The organism is Nostoc sp., assembly GCF_036917355.1.
Lineage (GTDB): Bacteria > Cyanobacteriota > Cyanobacteriia > Cyanobacteriales > Nostocaceae > Nostoc.
The window spans coordinates 50,639-72,280 of the sequence record NZ_JBALDP010000086.1 but is presented as its reverse complement, the minus strand read 5'-3'; the positions used below and the strand labels follow the sequence as shown (position 1 = coordinate 72,280).

17 protein-coding genes and 1 pseudogene are annotated in these 21,642 nt (G+C 41.6%); 11 read left to right on the top strand and 7 right to left on the bottom strand.

All coding sequences use genetic code 11. The features are described 5' to 3' along the window. From V7K53_RS27455 to V7K53_RS27425, 7 genes and pseudogenes are all read left to right on the top strand, one after another. Window positions 1–126: pseudogene (locus V7K53_RS27455) on the top strand (photosystem II D2 protein (photosystem q(a) protein)); the annotation flags it as partial. A gap of 782 nt (window positions 127–908) precedes the next feature. Beyond that, the gene (locus V7K53_RS27450) at window positions 909–1,190 is read left to right on the top strand and encodes a 4a-hydroxytetrahydrobiopterin dehydratase (RefSeq protein ID WP_335200659.1); all 282 of its coding nucleotides are present in this window, start codon (window positions 909–911) and stop codon (window positions 1,188–1,190) included. A 490-nt stretch (window positions 1,191–1,680) separates the two neighbouring features. After that, on the top strand, window positions 1,681–3,420 hold the full coding sequence (locus V7K53_RS27445) for an iron uptake porin (RefSeq protein WP_335200658.1): 1,740 nt from the start codon (window positions 1,681–1,683) through the stop codon (window positions 3,418–3,420). Between the two features lie 461 nt (window positions 3,421–3,881). Next, a complete protein-coding gene (locus V7K53_RS27440) occupies window positions 3,882–4,319 on the top strand; it encodes an RrF2 family transcriptional regulator (RefSeq protein ID WP_335200657.1) in 438 nt (145 codons plus the stop codon). A gap of 70 nt (window positions 4,320–4,389) precedes the next feature. Continuing rightward, the gene (cysK, locus tag V7K53_RS27435) at window positions 4,390–5,352 is read left to right on the top strand and encodes a cysteine synthase A (protein ID WP_335200656.1); all 963 of its coding nucleotides are present in this window, start codon (window positions 4,390–4,392) and stop codon (window positions 5,350–5,352) included. Between the two features lie 15 nt (window positions 5,353–5,367). After that, on the top strand, window positions 5,368–6,069 hold the full coding sequence (locus tag V7K53_RS27430) for a J domain-containing protein (RefSeq protein ID WP_335200655.1): 702 nt from the start codon (window positions 5,368–5,370) through the stop codon (window positions 6,067–6,069). 145 nt (window positions 6,070–6,214) lie between these two features. Next, the gene (locus V7K53_RS27425) at window positions 6,215–7,087 is read left to right on the top strand and encodes a 6-carboxytetrahydropterin synthase (RefSeq protein WP_335200654.1); all 873 of its coding nucleotides are present in this window, start codon (window positions 6,215–6,217) and stop codon (window positions 7,085–7,087) included. A gap of 104 nt (window positions 7,088–7,191) precedes the next feature. Here V7K53_RS27425 and V7K53_RS27420 read toward each other — a convergent pair whose 3' ends face one another. Genes V7K53_RS27420 through V7K53_RS27410 form a run of 3 tightly spaced genes read right to left on the bottom strand, consistent with a single transcriptional unit; the run spans window position 7,192 to window position 9,666 of the window. Next, window positions 7,192–7,749, bottom strand: a complete 558-nt coding sequence (locus tag V7K53_RS27420) for a Uma2 family endonuclease (RefSeq protein WP_335200653.1) — start codon at window positions 7,747–7,749, stop codon at window positions 7,192–7,194. A 32-nt stretch (window positions 7,750–7,781) separates the two neighbouring features. After that, window positions 7,782–8,750: a PrsW family intramembrane metalloprotease gene (locus tag V7K53_RS27415; protein WP_335200652.1), complete on the bottom strand. Its 969-nt coding sequence runs from the start codon at window positions 8,748–8,750 to the stop codon at window positions 7,782–7,784. After that, window positions 8,743–9,666 carry a class I SAM-dependent methyltransferase gene (locus tag V7K53_RS27410; protein WP_335200651.1) on the bottom strand — a complete coding sequence of 308 codons (924 nt, stop codon included), beginning with the start codon at window positions 9,664–9,666 and terminating at the stop codon, window positions 8,743–8,745. Before V7K53_RS27410 ends, V7K53_RS27415 begins: the two co-directional genes overlap by 8 nt. A gap of 323 nt (window positions 9,667–9,989) precedes the next feature. Between V7K53_RS27410 and mscL the strand changes: the two genes are divergently transcribed. Further along, complete coding sequence (gene mscL / locus V7K53_RS27405; protein WP_335200650.1) at window positions 9,990–10,421, top strand: large conductance mechanosensitive channel protein MscL; 432 nt, start codon at window positions 9,990–9,992, stop codon at window positions 10,419–10,421. A gap of 210 nt (window positions 10,422–10,631) precedes the next feature. Here mscL and V7K53_RS27400 read toward each other — a convergent pair whose 3' ends face one another. Then, entirely contained in the window at window positions 10,632–12,308 is a 1,677-nt protein-coding gene (locus V7K53_RS27400; RefSeq protein WP_335200649.1) for a DUF3352 domain-containing protein, read from the bottom strand. Between the two features lie 1,103 nt (window positions 12,309–13,411). Here V7K53_RS27400 and V7K53_RS27395 point away from each other — a divergent pair. The 3 genes from V7K53_RS27395 (at window position 13,412) to V7K53_RS27385 (ending at window position 18,662) form a co-directional block, all read left to right on the top strand. Beyond that, a complete protein-coding gene (locus tag V7K53_RS27395; protein ID WP_335200648.1) occupies window positions 13,412–16,033 on the top strand; it encodes a M1 family metallopeptidase in 2,622 nt (873 codons plus the stop codon). A 500-nt stretch (window positions 16,034–16,533) separates the two neighbouring features. Next, on the top strand, window positions 16,534–18,258 hold the full coding sequence (locus V7K53_RS27390) for an ABC1 kinase family protein (protein ID WP_335200647.1): 1,725 nt from the start codon (window positions 16,534–16,536) through the stop codon (window positions 18,256–18,258). A gap of 29 nt (window positions 18,259–18,287) precedes the next feature. Further along, window positions 18,288–18,662 (top strand): hypothetical protein, encoded by a 375-nt coding sequence (locus tag V7K53_RS27385; protein WP_335200646.1) that lies wholly within the window; start codon window positions 18,288–18,290, stop codon window positions 18,660–18,662. A 58-nt stretch (window positions 18,663–18,720) separates the two neighbouring features. Here the strand turns inward: V7K53_RS27385 and V7K53_RS27380 are convergent, their stop codons facing one another. Genes V7K53_RS27380 through V7K53_RS27370 form a run of 3 tightly spaced genes read right to left on the bottom strand, consistent with a single transcriptional unit; the run spans window position 18,721 to window position 21,640 of the window. Then, window positions 18,721–19,749 (bottom strand): Npun_R2821/Npun_R2822 family protein, encoded by a 1,029-nt coding sequence (locus V7K53_RS27380; protein WP_335200645.1) that lies wholly within the window; start codon window positions 19,747–19,749, stop codon window positions 18,721–18,723. Between the two features lie 16 nt (window positions 19,750–19,765). Further along, on the bottom strand, window positions 19,766–20,656 hold the full coding sequence (locus V7K53_RS27375) for an Npun_R2821/Npun_R2822 family protein (RefSeq protein ID WP_335200644.1): 891 nt from the start codon (window positions 20,654–20,656) through the stop codon (window positions 19,766–19,768). A 3-nt stretch (window positions 20,657–20,659) separates the two neighbouring features. Continuing rightward, complete coding sequence (locus V7K53_RS27370) at window positions 20,660–21,640, bottom strand: Npun_R2821/Npun_R2822 family protein (RefSeq protein ID WP_335200643.1); 981 nt, start codon at window positions 21,638–21,640, stop codon at window positions 20,660–20,662. Window positions 21,641–21,642 lie beyond the last annotated feature (2 nt).

Below are 21,642 nucleotides of genomic sequence, written 5' to 3'. Positions count from 1 at the left end.
GAAACCTTCTATACCAAAAACATTTTGCTGAACGAGGGTATCCGCGCTTGGATGGCTCCTCAAGATCAACCCCACGAACAATTTGTATTCCCTGAAGAAGTTCTACCTCGCGGTAACGCTCTCTAAGAATTCAAATTTGACCATGACCTAAATTAGGATTGTGGTTGGCAAAAATTGACACACCCAGATAAAATAATCTTCTTGTAATCAGCCAATAAAGTGTCAATTTTCACTATTCTCCAGTAATCTCCCATCAAAAAGGTGGGAGATTTTTTATATATTGGTTAATATCTCTAAATTTATGTGTTATGTTAGATGAAGGTTAAGAACCCAGAGTAAATACTCTGCCCTTTTAAAACTAAGACCGCTTAGGCAATAAGGAGGTGATGCCCATGATAGAAAGTAGTAAATGCATGGGTCATCAGGTTGCAGTTAGCCGGCTGCGCGCCGGGGCTGTTCTCTAAAAGTTAGCCTTAGTTATCTTTGAGATACTAAGTTAGCTCAAGTAGCTAGGCAAGCTCGGAGTTCCTTCCGGCAGTCTGGTTGCAACCTGAAGACCCGCTAGACCGCTCTGACTTAGATCGTCCAATCTAAATCAGGGCGGATAGTTTTTTATAGGTGATTTTTGTTTTATCAATAGTTACTTTTAAAAAATAGATAGCGATGGCTGCTATGAACAAAGCCAACGTATTTAAGTTTTCTTAAAAAGCATAAATATCTTGCGTTCAACCTTGGAATATATGACCAAATGTGAGAAATAGCGTCTATCTACCAAGTCTGATTTAAATCTAGACACACGCATTGTGGCTGAATTTCTCCTCTCATACTTTCTGTGTGGAGAATAAAAGCAGTTTGCCTTTGTCAGATGCAAAATGTTGTAACAAATATATAAGTAGGAATTTCTTGATATGCCACAACTACTCACCGAAGCGGAAATTCAAGAACAGGCAAAGGTTCTGTCAGATTGGACTGTTAAAGACTCCAAGTTGCAAATTACCCGCACATTTAAAGATTTTATTGAAGCAATTGAGTTTGTCAATAAGCTGGTTGAGCCGGCTGAATCAGCGGGACATCATCCAAATATAGAAATTTCCTACAATAAAGTGAAGATTACACTTACAACAGATGATGCAGGCGGATTGACGCAGCCAGACTTTGATGTAGCACGGGTGATTTCCCAGATCAACTAACTGATTTCTTCTAACATCTTGCGCCAGACTACAGAAAGTCACTGCGATATAGGGTTTATATAGCCGAGCTAGTGTGTTCTAACTGGCATGAAATTTATCCCAGAGGTAAGTGGAAGAAGTGATTTTTGATGGCAAACTGCTAAGTGTCTAAAGCTTTCAGCAATTTAGCCTGCGTAGAGAGCGCATGACCCAAACCCTACTCCTTGCTTAGATATTTAGATAAGTATGTGTGACAGTTATTAAGGCGATCGCTCCAATATTGCCATCTAGATCGGATGTTTTATAATGTTATGATATAAAGATATGTTTTTGCATAAGTTAATCACATCAGTTTTTAACCCAAAGTTAATCGTTTATTAGCTTTGCAAAAACTAGAATTGTAGTAGTGACAACTATGCCTCATCCATAGGTTTCAATGAGATGTCGCATTTTCGAAAATTAGGTGTAACGAAACCAATTATCTAAACAAGGTGTGAGGAGTAAAGGAAAAATGTCTAATCTATTATGGAAATCCTTAGTGGTTAGCCCAGCAGTTTTGGGAGCAACATTGTTAGTTTCGGCAACAGCAATGGCGGCCCCAAACCCAACCACACAAGTATCAGCAGCCAAACAACTAGGTGTAAGCGAAGTTGCCCAACAGCCAGAAATATTGGCTCAAACAACCATAGATCAAGTTAATCGCTACAGCAACGAAGGCAACCAAGGTAATTCTCAGTCTCAAGTAACATCGGTTTCTCAATTTTCCGATGTACAACCTACTGACTGGGCATTCCAAGCATTGCAGTCCTTGGTTGAGCGCTATGGTTGTATTGCAGGTTATCCGAATGCCACTTATCGTGGTAATCGTGCTTTGACCCGTTATGAATTTGCCGCTGGTTTAAATGCCTGTTTGGATCGGGTTAACGAATTGATTGCCACAGCAACAGCTGACTTGGTAACTAAACAAGATTTAGCCACCTTACAACGCTTGCAAGAAGAATTTTCCGCAGAATTGGCAACCCTACGCGGTCGCGTAGATTCTCTAGAAGCGCGGACTGCTGAATTGGAAGCGAATCAGTTCTCTACCACCACAAAACTAGTCGGTGAAGCCATTTTTGCTGTTACTGATGTGTTTGGGGGTAACACTGGCGATAACAACAATACTGTCTTCCAAGATCGGGTACGTTTAGACTTGCAAACCAGCTTCACCGGTAAAGACGTTTTACATACCCGTCTTGCAGCAGGTAATGCAACAGCCTTCACACAATTTGATAACGCTAATAATCCGATCGGTACTGCCGAAGGTACACAAACGTTTGAAATTGGTAGCAGTGGTAACAATGCTGTGAGGATAGACCGCTTGACTTATGAAGCTCCCGTAGGTCCAGCCCAAGTTTACCTGGCAGCTAGTGGCGGACGCCATAGCCATTATGCTGCTGTCAATAACCCTTACTTTTTTGACAACACTGACGGCGGTAACGGTGCTTTATCTACCTTTGCTACTGAAAGTCCCATCTATCGGATTGGTGGCGGTGCTGGTATAGCGCTCAATCTGCCCCTTGGTAAAAGTGGCGGTCTTTTAGGAAATAGCTCAATCACTGCGGGTTACTTGGCATCACAAGCTAACGATCCTGCTCTTAGTTCAGGTCTGACCAACGGCGACTATGCCGCTTTAGGACAGTTGAACTTTAGTGTTGGCGATCGCGTGGCTTTAGCTGCTACCTACGTCCACGGATATAGCGCTAGTGGTGCTTTATTCGACTCTGGTACAGACGGAAATACTGGAGGTTTTGATGTCGGTACTGGACAAGCTAACTTTTTAGGTAATGCAGCAGGTCTTCCAACAAACACAGCAACCCCAGCTAGCAGCAACTCCTACGGTGTGTCCGCTGCGTTTAGACCTAGCGACAAACTGTCCATTAGTGGATTCGTCTCTTACCATGACGTTACAGGTGTAGGTGCAGGTGATGATTATCAAGCTTGGAGCTACGGTTTAGGGGTAGCCTTACCTGATTTCGGTAAAAAAGGTAACGTTTTAGGTGTTTTTGCTGGTGCAGAACCCTATTCCTTTAACCGCCCAGGTTTTGGTGGCAACAATGATATACCCTACCACTTTGAAGGCTTCTACAAGTATCGTGTGTCGGATAACATCTCTGTAACTCCTGGTGTAATCTGGTTGACCTCTCCTGGTCAAAATAGCGATAACGATGATGCTATTATCGGTACGCTCAGAACTACTTTCACCTTCTAGAGTGTTGATTATCCACTGACAAATTTGAACTCTATTCTCCCCGCCATTAGGCGGGGTTTTTTGTTTTCGGTAATAATAATGGATAAACCCCAGTAGTTAACCGGAGTATAATAGAAAAGTTAGGAGTGAGAAGTTATGAGTTATAGCGGGTTTGATATGAATAGACCAGAGTAACACCCACTCTACAAATGACTTACGCCACGAGCAGCTTTTTCTGAGCGAGCTTTTTTAGTAGAAGTTGGCGGTATAAAACTACATATTGCGTAGTATCTTAACTCTACCAATTTGAGATTTTGAATTTTGGATTTGAGATTGAAGGAAAAAGCGTTCGACTGAGCGCTCACGCCTTACCCCTCCGGGGAAGCAAGCTACGCGTAGCGTTCCGTAGGAAAGTCTCAAATTTAAATTAAATGACTCGTAACTCCTAACTCCTAATTTCTACCCCTAACTTATTGCTGCTTGTGGAACTATCCTGTAAATCTGAATACGCAATTCTCGCCTTATTAGAGATGGCCGCTCATTACGAAAGTGGCGAACCGCTGCAAATTCGACAAATTGCAGCACAACAAAACATACCCGATCGCTATCTGGAACAGCTACTAGCAACCTTGAGGCGTGGCGGTATAGTTAAAAGTCAGCGTGGAGCAAAAGGTGGCTATCTGTTAACGCGAGAACCCCGAAAAATCATCCTTTTTGAGATTTTGGAATGTTTAGAAGGCTTAGAAGCGCGGGCTGGTGAAGAAAATGTTAATTCCAAAAGCATAGACAGTTCAGTTATAGAAGAAATTTGGCAAGAAGCAAGTCGCGCGGCAAATTCCGTCTTGCAAAAATATACGCTCCAGGATCTTTGTGAAAAACGAGATTCAAGGCGGCAATTAGATATCATGTACTACATTTAGTCAATAGTCATTTGTCATTTGTTGATGACTAATGACCAATAACAAATAATTAATAATTAAGGACTAATTTATGCGAATAGCTCGTAACATTACAGAACTGGTTGGTCGTACCCCTCTAGTGCAGTTGAACCGGATTCCGCAAACAGAAGGATGTGTTGCAGAAATTGTGGTGAAACTGGAAAGTATGAACCCATCGGCATCAGTCAAAGACCGGATTGGGGTAAGTATGATTAACGCTGCTGAAGAGGAGGGGCTAATTACTCCTGGGAAGACAGTATTGGTAGAACCCACCTCTGGAAACACCGGTATTGCCCTAGCAATGTCAGCAGCAGCAAAGGGTTATCGATTAATTTTGACAATGCCAGAGACGATGAGTGGAGAGCGTCGGGCAATGTTGCGAGCTTATGGAGCAGAACTGGAATTAACACCAGGAATGGAAGGCATGAGTGGCGCAATTCAACGAGCGCAGCAAATAGTAAATACTACACCAAATACCTATATGTTGCAGCAGTTTCGCAATCCAGCCAATGCAAAAGTGCATCGGGAAACTACAGCACTTGAAATCTGGGAAGATACCGATGGACAAGTCGATATCATTGTGGCAGGAGTGGGTACAGGTGGTACGATCACTGGTGTAGCAGAAGTGATTAAAGCACGCAAGCCTAATTCCAAGGCGATCGCAGTTGAACCAGCCAATAGCCCAGTTCTATCTGGGGGACGACCAGGCCCCCACAAAATCCAGGGAATTGGTGCTGGGTTTATTCCCCAAGTACTCAAGATAAAATTGATTGATGAAGTGATTACCGTCACCGATGAAGATGCGATCGCTTATAGTCGGCGTTTGGCAAAAGAAGAAGGGCTACTATCTGGCATTTCCAGTGGAGCAGCTTTATGTGCAGCAATTCGCGTCGCCCAACGTCAAGAAAATAAGGGACGTTTAATTGTGATCATTCAGCCCAGTTTTGGTGAGAGGTATTTGAGTACACCGTTGTTCCAAGACCTGGAGGCAAGGTTAGCCACTAGCGTCAGTTAACGATACATTGAATTAATGGTCAATTCTAAGCACGTTTCTAACCATTACGAAACTCTCAAAGTTAGTCCAAGTGCAAGCCTTGCGGAGATTAAGCAAGCTTATCGCCGCTTGGTTAAGTTGTTTCATCCTGACAGTAATCAGGAAACAGCCGATCGCGAGCAAATTATCCGCATCAATGCAGCTTATGAAGTTTTAGGCGACAACCAAAATCGCCGCAATTATGACCAAGAACTGCAAGATGACTCCCAAAAATTAAATAGCGATCGCCAACAGCGTACAGCATCAGCGCAAAATCATTACCAGACAAGACGAAAAACTGGACGGGATGTTGACGAGCAAGTTGAAGAATGGCTGTGTCAAGTTTACCAACCAGTCAATCGCTTGCTTTGTACGATTCTTTATTCTTTAGAAGAACAAATGGAGCAATTAGCTGCCGACCCCTTTGATGATGAGTTGTTAGATGAATTTCAGGAATACTTAAAAACCTGTCGAGATGACCTCAAGCATGCACAAACTACTTTTCGTTCCCTACCAAATCCCCCCAGTCTCGCAAGAACGGCGGCTCACCTCTACTACAGCCTTGACCAAGTAGCAGATGGACTTGATGAATTAGGTTATTTTCCTTTGAACTACGATGAGCGTTATTTACACACAGGTTATGAACTATTCCGTATAGCTTCGAGATTGCACTGTGAAGCACAAGCTTCTGTTACATAGTTATTGGGCATTCCTTCGGCTCCGCTCAGGGCAAGTGGGCATTGGGTATGGGTAAATTTCGGTGGATGACTAATGACTAAGAAATTAGTTTATGCTGGAAGCATAAAAAGATTAAGAAATTTTAAATTCTGCTCATAGTGTACTCATGCAATGTATTGTTAACCGCCGCGCCCAGTTTTCAGCAAGTCATCGTTATTGGTTGCCAGAACTGAGTGAAGCCGAAAATATTGATAAATTTGGTGCTGGTACTAAATTTCCGGGACACGGGCATAACTATGTCTTATTTATCTCCCTAGCCGGAGAATTGGATGAATATGGCATGGTGCTGAACTTGTCTGATGTGAAACACGTAATTAAACGGGAAGTTACCAGTCAATTGGACTTCTCTTATCTCAATGATGTGTGGGCAGAATTTCAACAAACTCTGCCTACCACTGAGAATATTGCACGGATTATCTGGCAACGGCTAGCACCTCATTTGCCTCTAGTCCGCGTGCAGTTATTTGAACATCCTGAACTTTGGGCAGATTATATGGGAAACGCAATGGAAGCCTACCTCACCATCAGTACTCACTTTAGCGCCGCGCATCGGCTAGCTCATCCTAAACTCAGTAACGAAGAAAACACTGAGATTTATGGTAAGTGCGCTCGTCCCAACGGTCACGGACACAATTATCATCTAGAAGTTACCGTGAAAGGGGAAATTGATCCACGGACTGGCATGATTGTTGATTTAGGTGCCCTGAATAAAGTGGTAGAAGATTATGTGGTAGAGCCATTCGATCACACCTTTTTAAACAAAGATATTCCCTACTTTGCCGAAGTTGTGCCGACTGCTGAAAATATCGCACTTTACATTAGTAATTTACTGCGATCGCCCATTCAGGAATTGGGAGCTAAACTTTACAAAGTAAAATTGATTGAAAGTCCCAATAATTCATGCGAAATCTACTGTACTGAATCTGAATCAAATTTAGTCAGCGCAGCCGCGAGTCAGCCAGTATTAGCAAACGTTTAGGTCATTAAAACTTTAGGCATAGGACATAGGGAACTCATATCATCCCAATGCCCAATGCCCAATGCCCAATGCCCAATGCCCAATGCCCAATGCCCAATGCCCACCTAAAAAAGTTTACTTACTAAGCAGTTAAAACCAGGTAGCAAAGGACTTGTCAATTCATCTTGACTAAATAGAGTAGCTGCTAACTTTAATACAGCCTGTTCGCGTCGATAAACCTCTACTTTCTTCTGTATAGAATCGCAAATCCAATATTCCTGAACCCCTTGCACCGAGTACAGCTTTAGCTTTGTTTCCTTGTCGCGTTTCTCGTTTTTTTCGCCGGGTAATAAAACCTCTACTACTAACTCCGGTGCGCCCGTGAGATGTCCAGCTTCATCTAGCAAGTGTTTTAACCGTTCATGACTTGCCCACACCACATCAGGGATCACATTGTCAGAATCTGAGAAAATAATTCCAGGTGCGATCGCAGCTTCACCTAAACCAGTTTCATCTGACCAAATCTTAAGAACTGTAGCAATATTGACGCAGCTCGTCTGATGATCCCAGTTAGGCGCTTTAGTCACAAATAGTTCTCCATCAATAATCTCATAGCGATTTCTGCGATCGCTAGCAAATAGCTCTAGATCGGCAGTCGTCCAACGCACTGGAGTTGTTTGCATAGAAACCCCCTAGCCTTTTCCTAAATCATATTTTAAAAATACCGACGACGTGCGGAATGTCGCAAATAGCGATAAATGCTCCACGCTAAAATTCCAAAAAAGAGATTTAGTAAAAAGCGACTAAATATAAACCACAAAATATAAGTGTCAAAAAACTTTGACGGACTCAAAGGACTAATTTTCCTGACTAAGAGAAACAGCCCAAAAATAGCATTTCCACCCAGCACGAGGGCAAATAGCACTAAACTCCTCTGCCAGTAACGGCGCTGGATTGTACGATCCCAAATCAGGGTAATTATAGGTTTACCTTGCACTTTTCGCAGTAATTGTTCCAGCCGCCAAAACATCCACAACAGAAACGGAAATAAACCATAGCTCAGGAAATGTAGGGGTAATGAGTAACCCCAAGCACTAGATAAGACATTCACTAAGGCATGACAGATTACAGAATTTAGCCAAGCCCTAAAAATAAACTTTTTGTCTCGATTTAAGCGATTTTTAGAAGAAATATAGATTCCTAATGCATATCCCCAAGGCGCAGAGAACATAGCATGGACTGGCGTGCCGATAGTACGTTCAAAAACTGATGCTGTACCGTGGAAAAAGTAAATCCAGTTCTCTTCAGCAGTGAATCCCAGGGAAACGGCGAGCGCGAAGAGGAAAACTGTAGAGTGAAGTAATCGATACTTGCGTTGCAGATAGTAGCTTGGGATAACAACCGCAGCCAACTTGCAGCCTTCTTCAATTGGGCCTATTTCCACAAGCTGCCGCAAGGCTGTACCAAGAAGCGATCGCTTAATCTGATGCCAGTCTACAAAAGAGTTCGCTACATTTTCAAAATCCCATTCGAGTCTAAGGGCTAAAAAACCAGAAATTGCCCCAACGATAAAGAACATCAGTAACTTTAACAGAGGTGGGGCAAATGGCATCCGACAGTAATAGTAGCCAAGCAGCAGTAAGGGTGGTATTGCTGCCCACAACAGTAGAGATAAATCAACCACTCACCTGAGCAATTACTGTACGGTGACGGTGGGTGTTGTTAGCGATCGTGGGAGTTTTGAAACCCGTCTCAACAATAGCCTGCTCAATGTCTAAAGCAAAATATTCATCTAAATACGGTTCAGTACTTTTGAGCAAAGTCAAAATATAGGCTGGCATTTTCTTGTAAACTTCAGATTTGGGATTCATATCCATGATTGCCAAGTAGCCACCCGGACGCAACACGCGCCGCATTTCAGCTAAAATCTGTCGGGTTGCTGATTGGGGTAATTCGTGGCACATCAGGAAAATGGATACTAAATCAAACGAGGCATCAGGTAGCCCGGTAGATTCAGCTTGGGCATGAAGCCAGTTAATTTTAGCTTGACGTTGCCCAGCGCGGTAATTGGCAACAGCTAAAAAGTAGGGAGATAAGTCTAAGCCTGTAATTTTGGCATGAGGATAAATTTCTTGTAGGGCAAAACTACTCAAGCCAACACTACACCCTACATCTAAGATGTCTTGCGGCTCATTGGGGATTTGACTTTTCAGGATATTGTGGTAACTTTGGCGGAGCATCGGATCGCCTTGCGCTTCTTCAGTGCTTTGCCAAATCTTAGCGTGGACAGCGTAAGCAGCAGGTTCTACCTCAAAAGCCGCTTGCCAACTGAGATTTCCGGTTTCGTAGGCATGGAATGAGGTGACGTAGTAATCGGGGTAGGAAAGCTGAGGATTTTGTACTTGAGCGAGATCGTCCTTCCAATCACGCGCTTTTAGTGTTTCGACTTCTTGCGTCCAAGGCACACCAATTCTCTCGGCACGTTTAATCATCATTTTTCTAGCTTGATGCTTGGCTAGATTAGCTAAAGGCTGAATTGCCAGTATGCCATTCACCAAGCGGGAAGCTAAACCAGGATTAGTGTTTACAGCAGCAGTCATAAATTAGTTTGCATTTAACAGCCTTTTCTACTTATGACATAATTGCTGGACGGCAGTCTAGAAATGAATTGAATTGTATAACGGCAGTCCGCCTCCTTTGGCTTGCCCCATGCAACAAATATTATAGAAAGTTGACATTTGCAGAGCAGCAAACTTCTGAGAAGTTTTAAATGATGCTGGTTTACATTTTATATTTATCAGAGAATTTTATTCAAGACTGGTAAAATTTTGATACTTAGCAACATTTGTCTCAACAAGAATGGCAAAAAACTGAGTGCAATTTATAAAGAAAAGTACAGTAAGTTCGCTTATTGGAGTCAAATATGGCCAGAGCAAGAAGAAGAGCAAGTGGCTTTTTAAAAGATTTTCAAGAATTTGCCCTTAAAGGCAATGTAGTTGACTTGGCGATCGCTGTGATCGTTGGTGGTGCTTTTGGCAAGATTGTCACTTCCTTTGTTGAAGATGTAATCATGCCATTGATTAATCCCTTGGTTAGTTTTGCTGGCAAAGACTGGAGAACAATCGCCATTGGCCCGGGAATCAAGATTGGTCACTTTCTTGGCGCAATAGTTGACTTTGTAATCATTGCCTTAGTTTTATTTGTGGCAATTCGAGCCTTACAAAAATTCAAGAGACAAGAAGAAGTCGCCGATGAATCCTTACCAGATCCTAACCTTGTAGCTCAAGAAAGATTGACTGGCGCGTTGGATAGGCTGAACCAAAACTTGGAATCTCGGAATAATCAAGTTTTGTGAGTAGAGAGGGGAGATGAGAGAGAAATCAATTCAAAATTCAAAATTCAATAATTGTACCCTTACAGGGAAGCAAGCTACGCGCAGCATCTCGTAGAGAAGAAAAAGGCTGAGGGAGATGTAGGTTTAACTTCCCGTAGGGTGGGAGATGAGGAAGTGAGGGAGAAATATTCAATCCCCATACCCCATACTCCATACTCCATGCCCAATGCCCTACTTTGCAGTAGGCTTGAGAGCTAACAACACCTCTAATTCACTAGTGGATTTATCGGGGCTAATAGCAGTAAAACCAAGACCACGGATGGAATTTAGGATAGTGATAGTATCGGCGTTAGATGATACAAAACTATTGATCAGGGGCACAGTTTTAGTTTTATCCATATCTAGGTAGAAATAGCCGCCGTTGGGCTTTTGCAAAGAACCAGTCACGGCTTTGAAAGCGTCGCTAGTGTCGAGAGATGGATTTTTGCGATCGCTAACTGCATCAGCAATTGGGCCACCAAGAGCTACAAATACAGTATCTTGATCTAGCCAACCATGTGCTAACAAAGCTCCTTGTCGGGGAATTTGCCATTCAGTTACGTTTTTACCACCGATATTTCTATTGGCGACGTTGATTTGTTGCGTTTTGGCAAGGGTATCCAATTTTGTCAAGGTGGCTTCGGCAGTTTTGCGATCGCTAGTATCAAATACTAAAGCACCTCCAAAACCAACATTAGCTAATACTCCTTGATTTGATGGAATCGCACCAAAGGCAAATTCCCCATTCATCCAGCCAAAAATATCCTTATCTAGGTCTAGATTGGCGAATTTCAGTTGTCCTCGCGCTTGTTCTAGAGCTTGCTTCATTTCTGGATAATCTTTTGACTGCTCTACCAGCACTTCCCAACCACGGCTGATGCCATTTCCGCTAATCAGAGCAAAGGTATCGGCAGGAAATTGCCCGACTATATTCCCAGGACTTGATTGATATTGAAATTTATTTAATTGCGGATCTAAATTAGCGATCGCTTTTACCCGCACTCCCGCATCATCAACACCAACACCTGCTACCACAGATTTTATCTGCTTCAATTGCGTCAGGGTTTGTGGCGGTAACTGCTTTGCCTGCGGATTCCCAGCGGTTAATTGCTGTATCATCTCGGCATAGTTTGGTACATAAATTTGGGCGAGGCTGTTTTTAACATCCACTCCTTTAAGAATGCTGCTAGCACCTTCTTTACTGGCAAAAGAAGACTGTCCCTTAAACGTATCAATTGCTTTTTCAACAGCTTGCTTTTCGGGGGCTAATACTAACTGACTATCATTTAAAACTACGCTATACGTCGGCTTGCCATTTTGTGTAGTTTCGACAATTTTTTGACCTTGATAGTCAGATTCCTGTAATTTCACCCCTTTTTGTGACTTCAATTTGTTAGCAAAATTCAAGGCGCTGAGTTTGTCCTTGATTCCCACCACTATCAGGATATTTGATTCCTGCTGTAAATTTGTTGGTACATTAGGTGCCCCAGAGGGCACGTTTAACTGTGCCGGTTTGACGGGATTTGGTGGCAGTACAGCAATCAGCACACTACCAGCCCAAGGTTTTATGTCTTTTTCATAAGAAACGTTACTGTCACTGAAAATTTGCTTATTGAAATCTTCCAGACCTTTTGCCACTAACTTTTGTGCTTCTGGAGTGCCAAACTGCTGTAATTTTGCCCAGGCTTCAGAGTCAGTAGTAATATAAGTTGCCATCAGTGCTGTTGAAGGTACTACTTTAGCACTACCTAAAGCGTCTGATGTACCTCCTGGTGAGCCTTTAAAGTACGTGTAAGCCGCTATACTTCCTACTACAACGACGGCAGCACCAACAGCAGGAATGAGAAATTTTGATTTACTTTCAGGCATTTTGTTATCCTCTTTTGCTCAGATTGTCACCGAGATTTATACAAGTGTCACTGTAGAGTTTTCGGATTTATAATAATTTCCGCTAATCCATCGCTAGACTAACCCATGACAAAAGGATTCAGCAGCACGCTCATTGACAAGCTGCACATCTACCTCCTATTTGCAGAAAATTATTGCTTTTGACATCCATTATTAATCGGATATTAATCATAAAGATTCTCAGTTAAACGTGATGTCTCAATCAGCAAACACCCAACTTAAAAGTGATTTTTTACTACAAATGGGTTTTTGCAAATTAAATACATAGCAATCCTATCTGATTTGTAAAAATTGCAAGGGTAAGATTCCCGACAACTCTTATGAAGTTGAGAATCTCATTGTTTACGAATGATTTCAGATTGCCATAGCACTTAGATTTCCTAGTTCATCTATACAGCAAACAAGCTAGCGATGTCTGCGACGGGCTACGCCTACGCCGATTTGTTAAAGAGGTTAAGAGGATTTAGGAAGCGCAACGTCAATCTACAAGCGTTCTCTCTGAGCGACTTTTACGGGCACTCGCCAATATTGGGAGTTTTTACGGAGACAGAAATTGGTTATTGTACTCTTACACAACTGGTATCCTGCATTTAGTTTCAACTCCAGTTGGTATTTACTGATAAAATTAGTAATCCTACAAATTAGCGGTCTAAAATTACTCTCAAAAATACTTCAACTAGATGAGGAGCGAATCTGCAAATGATATGCTGTTCATTTTAAACAAAATAGCGTGTTCAGCAGCAAGCTATCCTAAAGTTATAAAAATAATTAGGAGTATTTGTACTTAATGAGAATCTATCGAGGTGCAAGAGACTCTTGACTCAATACCAAAAAAGTGCAGAACATCAGCAAAAGTAAATGCGGCAGGGATATGGAAAAAATCCCAGGATCGGTAGCCGATCTTGGAAGTTCGGGTGAGATTAATTTCAATCTCCCAATCCCAAAGGTGAGAAGTCACCTCCATAATGCCCTATTCATTTGGGAAATACATCAGATACCGCTATTTTACTTAACTACATCCAACCAAGCCAGACTTTTCAGGATTACAAGGTCAGTAAGCATCAATGTCGCAGTCTTATTTTGATACAGATAATAACGGACACAAACCTTTTGAGTTACCGGGAGCAAGACCACACTACAACCCCGATCGCCCCGGACAGGTAGAGCATATTTTTCTCGATCTCAGCTTGGATATTCCCAAGCAAAGTTATCAGGGCAGTTGTAGCATTCGCCTCTTGCCAATCCGTAATGGTATTGATCGTTTGACTTTGGATGCTGTCAACCTAAATATCGAGTCTGTGCAGGTGGACAAAGTGCCACAAAATTTTGACTATGACGGGGAACAGCTTTCTATTCAACTTTCTCAGGCAACCCAGATTGGTCAACGCTTGCTGATTGCGATCGCCTACTCGGTGACAAAACCGCAACGCGGTATTTATTTTATTCAACCGGATAAGCACTACCCAAACAAGCCTACTCAAGTTTGGACTCAAGGTGAAGACGAAGACTCTCGCTTTTGGTTCCCCTGCTTTGACTATCCAGGACAACTATCTACTTCGGAAATTCGCGTCCGTGTTCCCAACCCTCTCGTGGCGATTTCCAACGGCGAATTAATTGACACTACAGAAGATGGTGATTACAAAGTCTATCATTGGTTACAGCAACAAGTTCATCCAACCTACTTGATGACTTTAGCAGTAGGTGATTTTGCTGAAATTCGAGATGAGTGGAACGGTAAAGCTGTCACCTACTATGTAGAAAAGGGACGGGAGGAAGATGCTAAACGCAGCATGGAAAAAACTCCCCGAATGATCGGATTTTTGAGCCAAAAGTATGGTTATCCATATCCTTTTCCGAAATACGCTCAAGTTTGCGTCGATGACTTCATTTTTGGCGGTATGGAAAATACCTCCACAACACTGTTAACAGACAGATGTTTGCTGGATGAACGCGCCGCCTTAGATAACCGCAACACTGAAAGTTTAGTCGTCCACGAACTCGCACACCAGTGGTTTGGCGATCTGGTGGTGATTAAGCATTGGTCTCATGCTTGGATTAAAGAAGGGATGGCTTCTTACTCTGAGGTGATGTGGACAGAACAGGAATATAGTCTAGAAGAAGCAGCTTACTATCGTTTATTGGAAGCTCGTCGTTATTTAAGTGAAGATAGCAGCCGTTATCGCCGTCCAATGGTAACGCACGTTTACCGAGAAGCTATTGAACTTTACGATCGCCACATCTACGAAAAAGGATCTTGTGTCTATCACATGATTCGGGCCCAATTGGGAGATGAGTTGTTTTGGCAGGCAATTCAAACATTTGTCCAAGATAATGCCCACAAAACCGTAGAAACAGTAGACTTACTCAGGGCGATTGAAAAGGCAACCGGACGTAATCTTTTATTTCTGTTTGACCAATACGTTTATCGTGGTGGCCATCCCGATTTTAAAGTAGCTTACTCTTGGGATGGAGATGCTAATTTAGCAAAAATTACAGTCACTCAAACCCAAGCTGATGAAGGAAAAAATGGCAGTAAGGATTTGTTTGATTTAAAAATACCTATTGGTTTTGGCTATACCCAACAGGAAGAAGTCAGGAGTAACGGAAAACTCAGCACTTCATTCTCAGCACTCAAAACTTTCACCGTCCAGGTGAATGAACGCGAACAAAGCTTCTACTTTCCCCTAGAAAATAAACCCCAATTTATTAGCTTTGATGTTGGAAATAATTACCTAAAAACAGTAGCTTTGGAATATCCAATCGCGGAGTTAAAAGCACAGTTAGAGTTCGATCCCGACCCGATTTCGCGTAGTTATGCAGCAGCAGCGTTGGCGAAAAAAGGTGGGTTAGAAGCGATCGTTGCACTGTCTGCATCGCTAAAAAATGACCCATTGTGGGGTGTGCGTGTGGAAGTGGCAAAACAATTAGCCCAAATCAATTTAGATCAAGCCTTTGATGGCTTAATTCCTGGGTTAAAAGATAAAAATGCTTATGTGCGACGAGCTGTAGTGGAAGCACTTACTCAATTCAAAACTGCTGAAAGCTATAAAGTTGTGAGAGGGTTAGTGCAAAAGGGCGATCCCAGTTATTACGTGGAAGCAGCAGCTTCTCGTGTAATCGGGGCGATCGCCTCATCAAACTTGGAGGAAAAACCCAAGGAAGACAAGGTTTTAAAGCTGCTGAAAGGCGTTTTAGAAGAAAAAGCAGGCTGGAATGAAGTCGTGCGGAGTGGGGCGATCGCCGGTTTAGCTGAATTCAAAACCTCGGAAGCAGCTTTAAATCTGCTGCTAGAATACACCAAACTCGGTGTACCACAACCCCTACGTTTAGCCACAATTCGCGCTTTAGGAAAGATTTCTGTCGGTCAAAGTCCGGCTAATTTGGAACGGATTTTAGAAAAATTAACAGAACTAGCCAAAGAAAGCTTCTTTTTAACGCAAGTCTCGGTAGCCGCAGCATTAGGACAAATGGAAACACCTAAAGCAGTGGGAATTTTGCGATCGCTAGCTGAACAAACAGCTGATGGGCGTGTACGTCGCTCTGCTGAAGAAGAAATTTCCAAGGTGCAAAAGAACATTGGTTCAGAAAAAACCCTGCGTCAACTGCGTGAAGATTTCGACCAACTCAAACAACAAAATCAGGAATTGAGAAGCCGTTTAGAAAACTTGGAGGCTAAATCTAAATAGCACTACATGACAATTAAAAGCAGGTAATTGGTAATTGTGGCAAAGCTATTAACAATTACCAAGGTTTTAGTTGATACTGTAATTTTATTGTGGACACATAAAATATTTTATTTTCCACTTAAATCACAGGTATAAATAAACATAGTACCAAGATCCCCGACTTCTAACAGAAGTCGGGGATCTTTATGTTGTAAGCAGTTACTGAGTTTCAATTTGCATATATAGATACATCTTTATATTTATATAAATTAAAGTTAAGAAAAGATAAAATCATCTAAAAGTTGGATAAGTAGTTGTAGTTTTATAAAGTATAATTAAGAAAAAGATAAACAAATCTAGGCAGTAACAGATGCTAAAATCGCGTCGAACACTATCCCCAAAGGGTAGAGTTCTAGTTGTTTTAGATAGAAGACTACCGCTATCCTGAACTTGCAACTAACTTGTGGGTTAGGAGAAAAACAATCATTGTAAATTTTTCAGTTGAAGAGGCAAAAAAAGGCGTGGGTCAGTATCAACCTGCTCAACTAAAACTCTATAATCCAGATGCGATCGCTCGCTACTATAGTTACCGTCCTTGGCTAGCCTGGGGGCGAGTGCTGAGAATTATCTCCTCCTTTGCAGGATTTATATTCGGTCTGAAGTGGGACGAGTGGCAAGATAAAGTTGAGCAGAACAAGGGTAAACGAGCTATCCAGTTGCGAGAACTGCTCACCCGCCTCGGCCCGACTTTTATTAAAGTTGGTCAAGCCCTCTCCACCAGGCCTGACCTGATACGCAAAGATTTCTTAGAAGAACTAATCAAGTTACAAGACCAGTTACCTCCTTTCGATAATGCGATCGCTTACCAGATTATCGAAAGTGAACTAGGCCGTCCAATTCACGAAAGTTTTAGCGAACTGTCACCTAACCCAATAGCTGCTGCTAGCTTGGGTCAAGTTTACCGGGGTCGTCTGGTTAGCGGCGAAGAAGTCGCAGTGAAGGTGCAACGCCCCAACTTACACCCGGTGATTACACGCGACCTATATCTGATGCGTTGGGCAGCCGGTTGGCTAGCTCCTTGGTTGCCTTTAAATCTCGGTCACGACCTAACTTTAATTGTGGATGAGTTTGGCACAAAGTTATTTGAAGAAATTGACTATATTAATGAAGGCCGCAACGCCGAAAAATTTGCTAGCAACTTCCACAATGACCCACAAGTAAAAGTTCCAGGTATTTACTGGCGTTACACCAATACCCACGTTTTAACCCTGGAATGGATTGATGGCTTCAAGCTGACGGATACTCAACGCATCCGCGAAGCAGGTGTAGACCCAGAAGCGATTATCCAAATTGGCGTTACATCAGGATTGCAACAGCTTTTAGAATATGGCTTCTTCCATGCTGACCCTCATCCTGGCAATTTATTTGCTTTACCCGATGGTCGTATGGCTTATATTGACTTCGGTATGATGGATCAGTTGGAAGAAAGCACCAAAGAAACGCTGGTCGATGCACTAGTACATTTGGTGAATAAAGACTATACCGACTTAGCCGAAGACTTTGTAAAATTAGGGTTTCTGACTCCAGATACGAATATTTGCCCGATAGTGCCAGCACTAGAAGCGGTGTTAGGAAACGCTATTGGCAAAAATGTCAAAGATTTTAACTTCAAAACTATTACCGATGAATTTTCGGAACTGATGTACGAATATCCTTTCCGAGTTCCGGCAAAGTTTGCTTTGATTATTCGTTCTCTAGTTACCCAAGAAGGTATTGCCCTTAGCCTTAACCCCGATTTCAAAATTGTGGAAGTGGGTTATCCGTATATAGCGCGGCGGTTGCTGACAGGAGAATCGCCAGAATTAAGACGACGATTATTGAATGTGTTGTTCAAAGATGGTAAATTTCAGTGGCAGCGGTTAGAGAATTTGATTGCGATCGCTCGTACCGATAACAACTTTGATGTATTGCCCACAGCTCAGATGGGGTTCCAATACTTAATGTCGGAAGAAGGCAAGTTTCTAAGGCGACAGTTGGTGCTTGCTCTCACCGAAGATGACCGATTGCATACCGAAGATGTCCAACGCCTGTGGAACCTGGTTAAAGATGACTTAAAACCGGATCGTTTATTAAATGTAGCGATCGGGATTTTAACAGAATTATCCAGAGAAGGAGCAGCCGCTATCCTGCCAAAAGCGACATTACTTGGGTCTTTTGCTGAGAACCAGTCAACAAATAAAAAGTAAAAAATCTTTAATATAAATTAGGAGTTTTCATGTATTATTTTCCTGAGCAACCGCCTTACTTTCTTTTAATTGTTGGCTTTTTGATAGCATTAACATCTGGTTTGGCATTATCTGGCACTTTGAAAGTAATTGTGCAGAACTGGTCAAATGAACGAGCAGAAAATACTCAGCCACGTTCCTCGCTGAAACAATTACTTGTACCATTTATCGGCATAACAGGCGGTACTTGTTTATTTATGTCTTCAGGTTTAGAGATATTTGGCTTTCCCTCATCCTTGGCTTTAGGAGTTGGTCTACCAATTAGTCTGTTTACTTGTTTGCTAGTTTGGTTGCAGTTGGGAAGTATGATGACCTTTATAGAACGCGAAGGTATGCAATCTTTAGATTTAGATTCTTTTTCTTAGAAAAGAGTAGGAAATTAATAATTTAAAATTAAAGAGAGTTTCAGACTCTCTTTAATGTTTATTGAGCAATTCTATGCTTGAAGTTGCGATACTTTAGCTTAATATTGTTTATTCTTTGCTGAATAAAGCTACTAGTGGACTTTTGCAGAAGTGTTAGCTTGCTTGGGCGCTTAAAGCTTTGAGGACGTTTTTCAGGTGATTTTAAATAGCGATAATATAAGAAAACATCGCGGTAAGCAATATCAACATCTTCACCCCCACAAAGCCTCGTAAAAGCTGAAGAAGATACACTCATATAGTGTAAGTATGTCAATTTTTGCCCTTGATCGTAAAGAATATTATCTACAACATCAAATTTAGAAGTCCAATGGCAACCAGTTGCTTTACCGTGATAAGCGTAATTGTAGTAAGAAATTCCACTACGTAAAACTAAATAATTGAGAACTGTTTGATCGGAATCTGCCCATGCCAGTGCATCAGCTTCACCTGCTTCTAAGTTTGCTAGTAAATTTGCTAACTTAGCATCGTCAAAAACACCTTTTTTAGAAGCAAACCAACCAGAACAAAAAATTTGATTCCTAATATCTTCTATAGGAAAAATCTCTGCTAGCTTATCTTCTGTCCAGTTAAAAATATAATTTAAATCGGATCTATATTGAAAGTCATTTGTAATCCAATCATATTCATCCAACTTTTGATATACATCATCGAGTGATTTCATCAACAAGGTATCTCCATCAAAGAAGATATACTTGTCAAATGGGCCATCTAGACAGCAAAGTTTTCGATGTCTTTCTATGCGATAATTATCTGGCAAACCATATTCTCGCCATAGCTTTAACGCTCTTGGGTGGGCTTTCCAGATCCGAGAGCCAAAGTCCTCCCAGTAGGCTATGGAATCATAATTTTCAAATAAAGTAACATTATCTCTAGATGCAATTTCTGCTTTTACTTTCTCTAGCTGGTCATTATATGGAATTACACAAACAGGAATTTCTCTACCAGCATTAGCTTCTATGCTGTTGAGCAAAGCAACTAGTTGGTCATAGACAACATCATTCGCTAAGGTGTAAATACCATCAATCATTGGGATACTCCTAATATTAAGTACGCGCAGAAACAAAGGGAAATAAACGGCGAGTCAGTTTGGGAATGAAGGCAAATTTACCCTCATGAAGATAGCGATAGTGTTCCCACAATTGCCAATAGGGACTACCAGTTTTCATCCGCGTACCAGCCCAGTGGAGATATTTTAGTCGTTGTCCTCGGTCGTAGAGGGCGTAATCTTGCTGTTGAAAATTTTGCGAACCTGCCCAACTACCAGGCCCTCCCCCAGGAATTTTGACGAGATTTCCACGTTTAGAAATTAGTTTGAGAACAAGATAATTTAAAATTGGTTGGTCTGTAACTCCTTCAGAAAAATCGAAATATTCGCGATGTGCTGCACACTCGCGTAAAGCTTCATCCATTTGTTGTTCGGTAATAATTCCTTTTCTCGAAGCCCAAAAACCGCTGTTGAAAACATCTTGAAGTTGGGCATCGGAAAAAATGTGCTGTTCTTTCACAAATTGGGAAAAAATATTTCGCAGCTTTTCATTAGCATGATGGTAATCACAGCAGAAGAAATCGACTTCTGAAAGTTTGTCTAAATTGTCAGCAATTTTTTCAAAAACGACAATATCCGTATCAATATAAATAAATTCATCTAAAGGCCCAAACCATGCCACCAATTTACGCATTTTGTTGGGTAAGGCGAGGAAATCTCGGTCAAAAATTTCTCCAATGCGTTTGGTAAATGTTTCAATAAGTTCTAAATCTGGGAAAATTTGGACGTTGTGTAAGGTAGCAAGCTGTTCTGCTACCTTGTGATAATTGTCATTAAAAGGTATGAGATAAATGGTAACTTCTGGGTCATAGTAACGAATGCTATTGAGTAAAGCAATAGCATTATCGATAACGCGGTCATTGGCAACTATATAAATGCCCCTACTCATAAATTATCCTTGGTTAATTAACTTAAGTTTTTGCAAAGCTCTGGTAAGTAAATTTGGCACTGGAGCGTCATTATAATTTTTAGGAGGATTGGTAAATACTGGACGCTTTTCTGGTTCGTGTAAGTAACGATAATGGAGAAATAAATCTCGATAGGGAAACTGAATATTTTCTCCGGCACAGACTGCTTGATTGATATTAGGAGGAATCCCAATGTAATGGAGATAAGTTAGTTGATTACCGCGATCGTAAAGAATATGTTCTCGTTCCTCGAAGTGTTTAGAGCTAGCAGAACATCCTGTTTTTTGATTATCTGGCAGTTGGCGAGCAAAGTTATAAATAGAAAGATTAGACCTCATTACCATATAGTTGATTAATGGTTGTTCGCCAGCACCACCATACAAAATTTCTGACTCACCATTTTGTAAATGTGATATTAGCCAATCTCTTTTTTCTGAGTCAAATAGCCCTTTTTTTGCGCCATAAAAGCCTGAGCAAAATATTTCGGAATCAATGCGTTTTTGCTCAAAAACTTTTAATAATTTAGGAGAATTAACATTATATATTTTACTAACGTCTGTAAATTGGAAATCGTAGACAACAAAATCATAATTATCTAGCTTTTCAAACACTCCTGCGAGTGAGTTCATTACCAAGGTGTCTGCATCTAAATAGATAAACTTCTCGAATGGGCCATCAAAAGCGCAAAAACGACGGTGAGCGCCATAAAGACGAGATTTACTCCGATTCAATCGTTCTGGCGCTGCTGCCAACATAAATTGATCCCAGCGGTTGATTGATTCTTGGTCATCGTAAAGAAATACATTCGGGCGTTTAGCTATTTCGTCAGCAATCCGTTGTGTGCGATCGTCGAAAGGATAGATACAAACAGGAGTTTCTGGGCCTAAGATAACATCAATACTGTTGAGCAAAGCCACCAGTTGATCGAAAACATAATCATTGCCAAGGGTACAAATACCATTCATAA

What these genes read in the sequence shown, in the direction of transcription:
- V7K53_RS27450 (WP_335200659.1), top strand. Translation starts at nt 909, where the DNA reads ATGCCACAACTACTCACCGAAGCGGAAATTCAAGAACAGGCAAAGGTT.
- V7K53_RS27445 (WP_335200658.1), top strand. Translation starts at nt 1,681, where the DNA reads ATGTCTAATCTATTATGGAAATCCTTAGTGGTTAGCCCAGCAGTTTTG.
- cysK (WP_335200656.1), top strand. Translation starts at nt 4,390, where the DNA reads ATGCGAATAGCTCGTAACATTACAGAACTGGTTGGTCGTACCCCTCTA.
- V7K53_RS27430 (WP_335200655.1), top strand. Translation starts at nt 5,368, where the DNA reads ATGGTCAATTCTAAGCACGTTTCTAACCATTACGAAACTCTCAAAGTT.
- V7K53_RS27425 (WP_335200654.1), top strand. Translation starts at nt 6,215, where the DNA reads ATGCAATGTATTGTTAACCGCCGCGCCCAGTTTTCAGCAAGTCATCGT.
- V7K53_RS27420 (WP_335200653.1), bottom strand. Translation starts at nt 7,749, where the DNA reads ATGCAAACAACTCCAGTGCGTTGGACGACTGCCGATCTAGAGCTATTT.
- V7K53_RS27410 (WP_335200651.1), bottom strand. Translation starts at nt 9,666, where the DNA reads ATGACTGCTGCTGTAAACACTAATCCTGGTTTAGCTTCCCGCTTGGTG.
- mscL (WP_335200650.1), top strand. Translation starts at nt 9,990, where the DNA reads ATGGCCAGAGCAAGAAGAAGAGCAAGTGGCTTTTTAAAAGATTTTCAA.
- V7K53_RS27400 (WP_335200649.1), bottom strand. Translation starts at nt 12,308, where the DNA reads ATGCCTGAAAGTAAATCAAAATTTCTCATTCCTGCTGTTGGTGCTGCC.
- V7K53_RS27395 (WP_335200648.1), top strand. Translation starts at nt 13,412, where the DNA reads ATGTCGCAGTCTTATTTTGATACAGATAATAACGGACACAAACCTTTT.
- V7K53_RS27385 (WP_335200646.1), top strand. Translation starts at nt 18,288, where the DNA reads ATGTATTATTTTCCTGAGCAACCGCCTTACTTTCTTTTAATTGTTGGC.
- V7K53_RS27380 (WP_335200645.1), bottom strand. Translation starts at nt 19,749, where the DNA reads ATGATTGATGGTATTTACACCTTAGCGAATGATGTTGTCTATGACCAA.
- V7K53_RS27375 (WP_335200644.1), bottom strand. Translation starts at nt 20,656, where the DNA reads ATGAGTAGGGGCATTTATATAGTTGCCAATGACCGCGTTATCGATAAT.
- V7K53_RS27370 (WP_335200643.1), bottom strand. Translation starts at nt 21,640, where the DNA reads ATGAATGGTATTTGTACCCTTGGCAATGATTATGTTTTCGATCAACTG.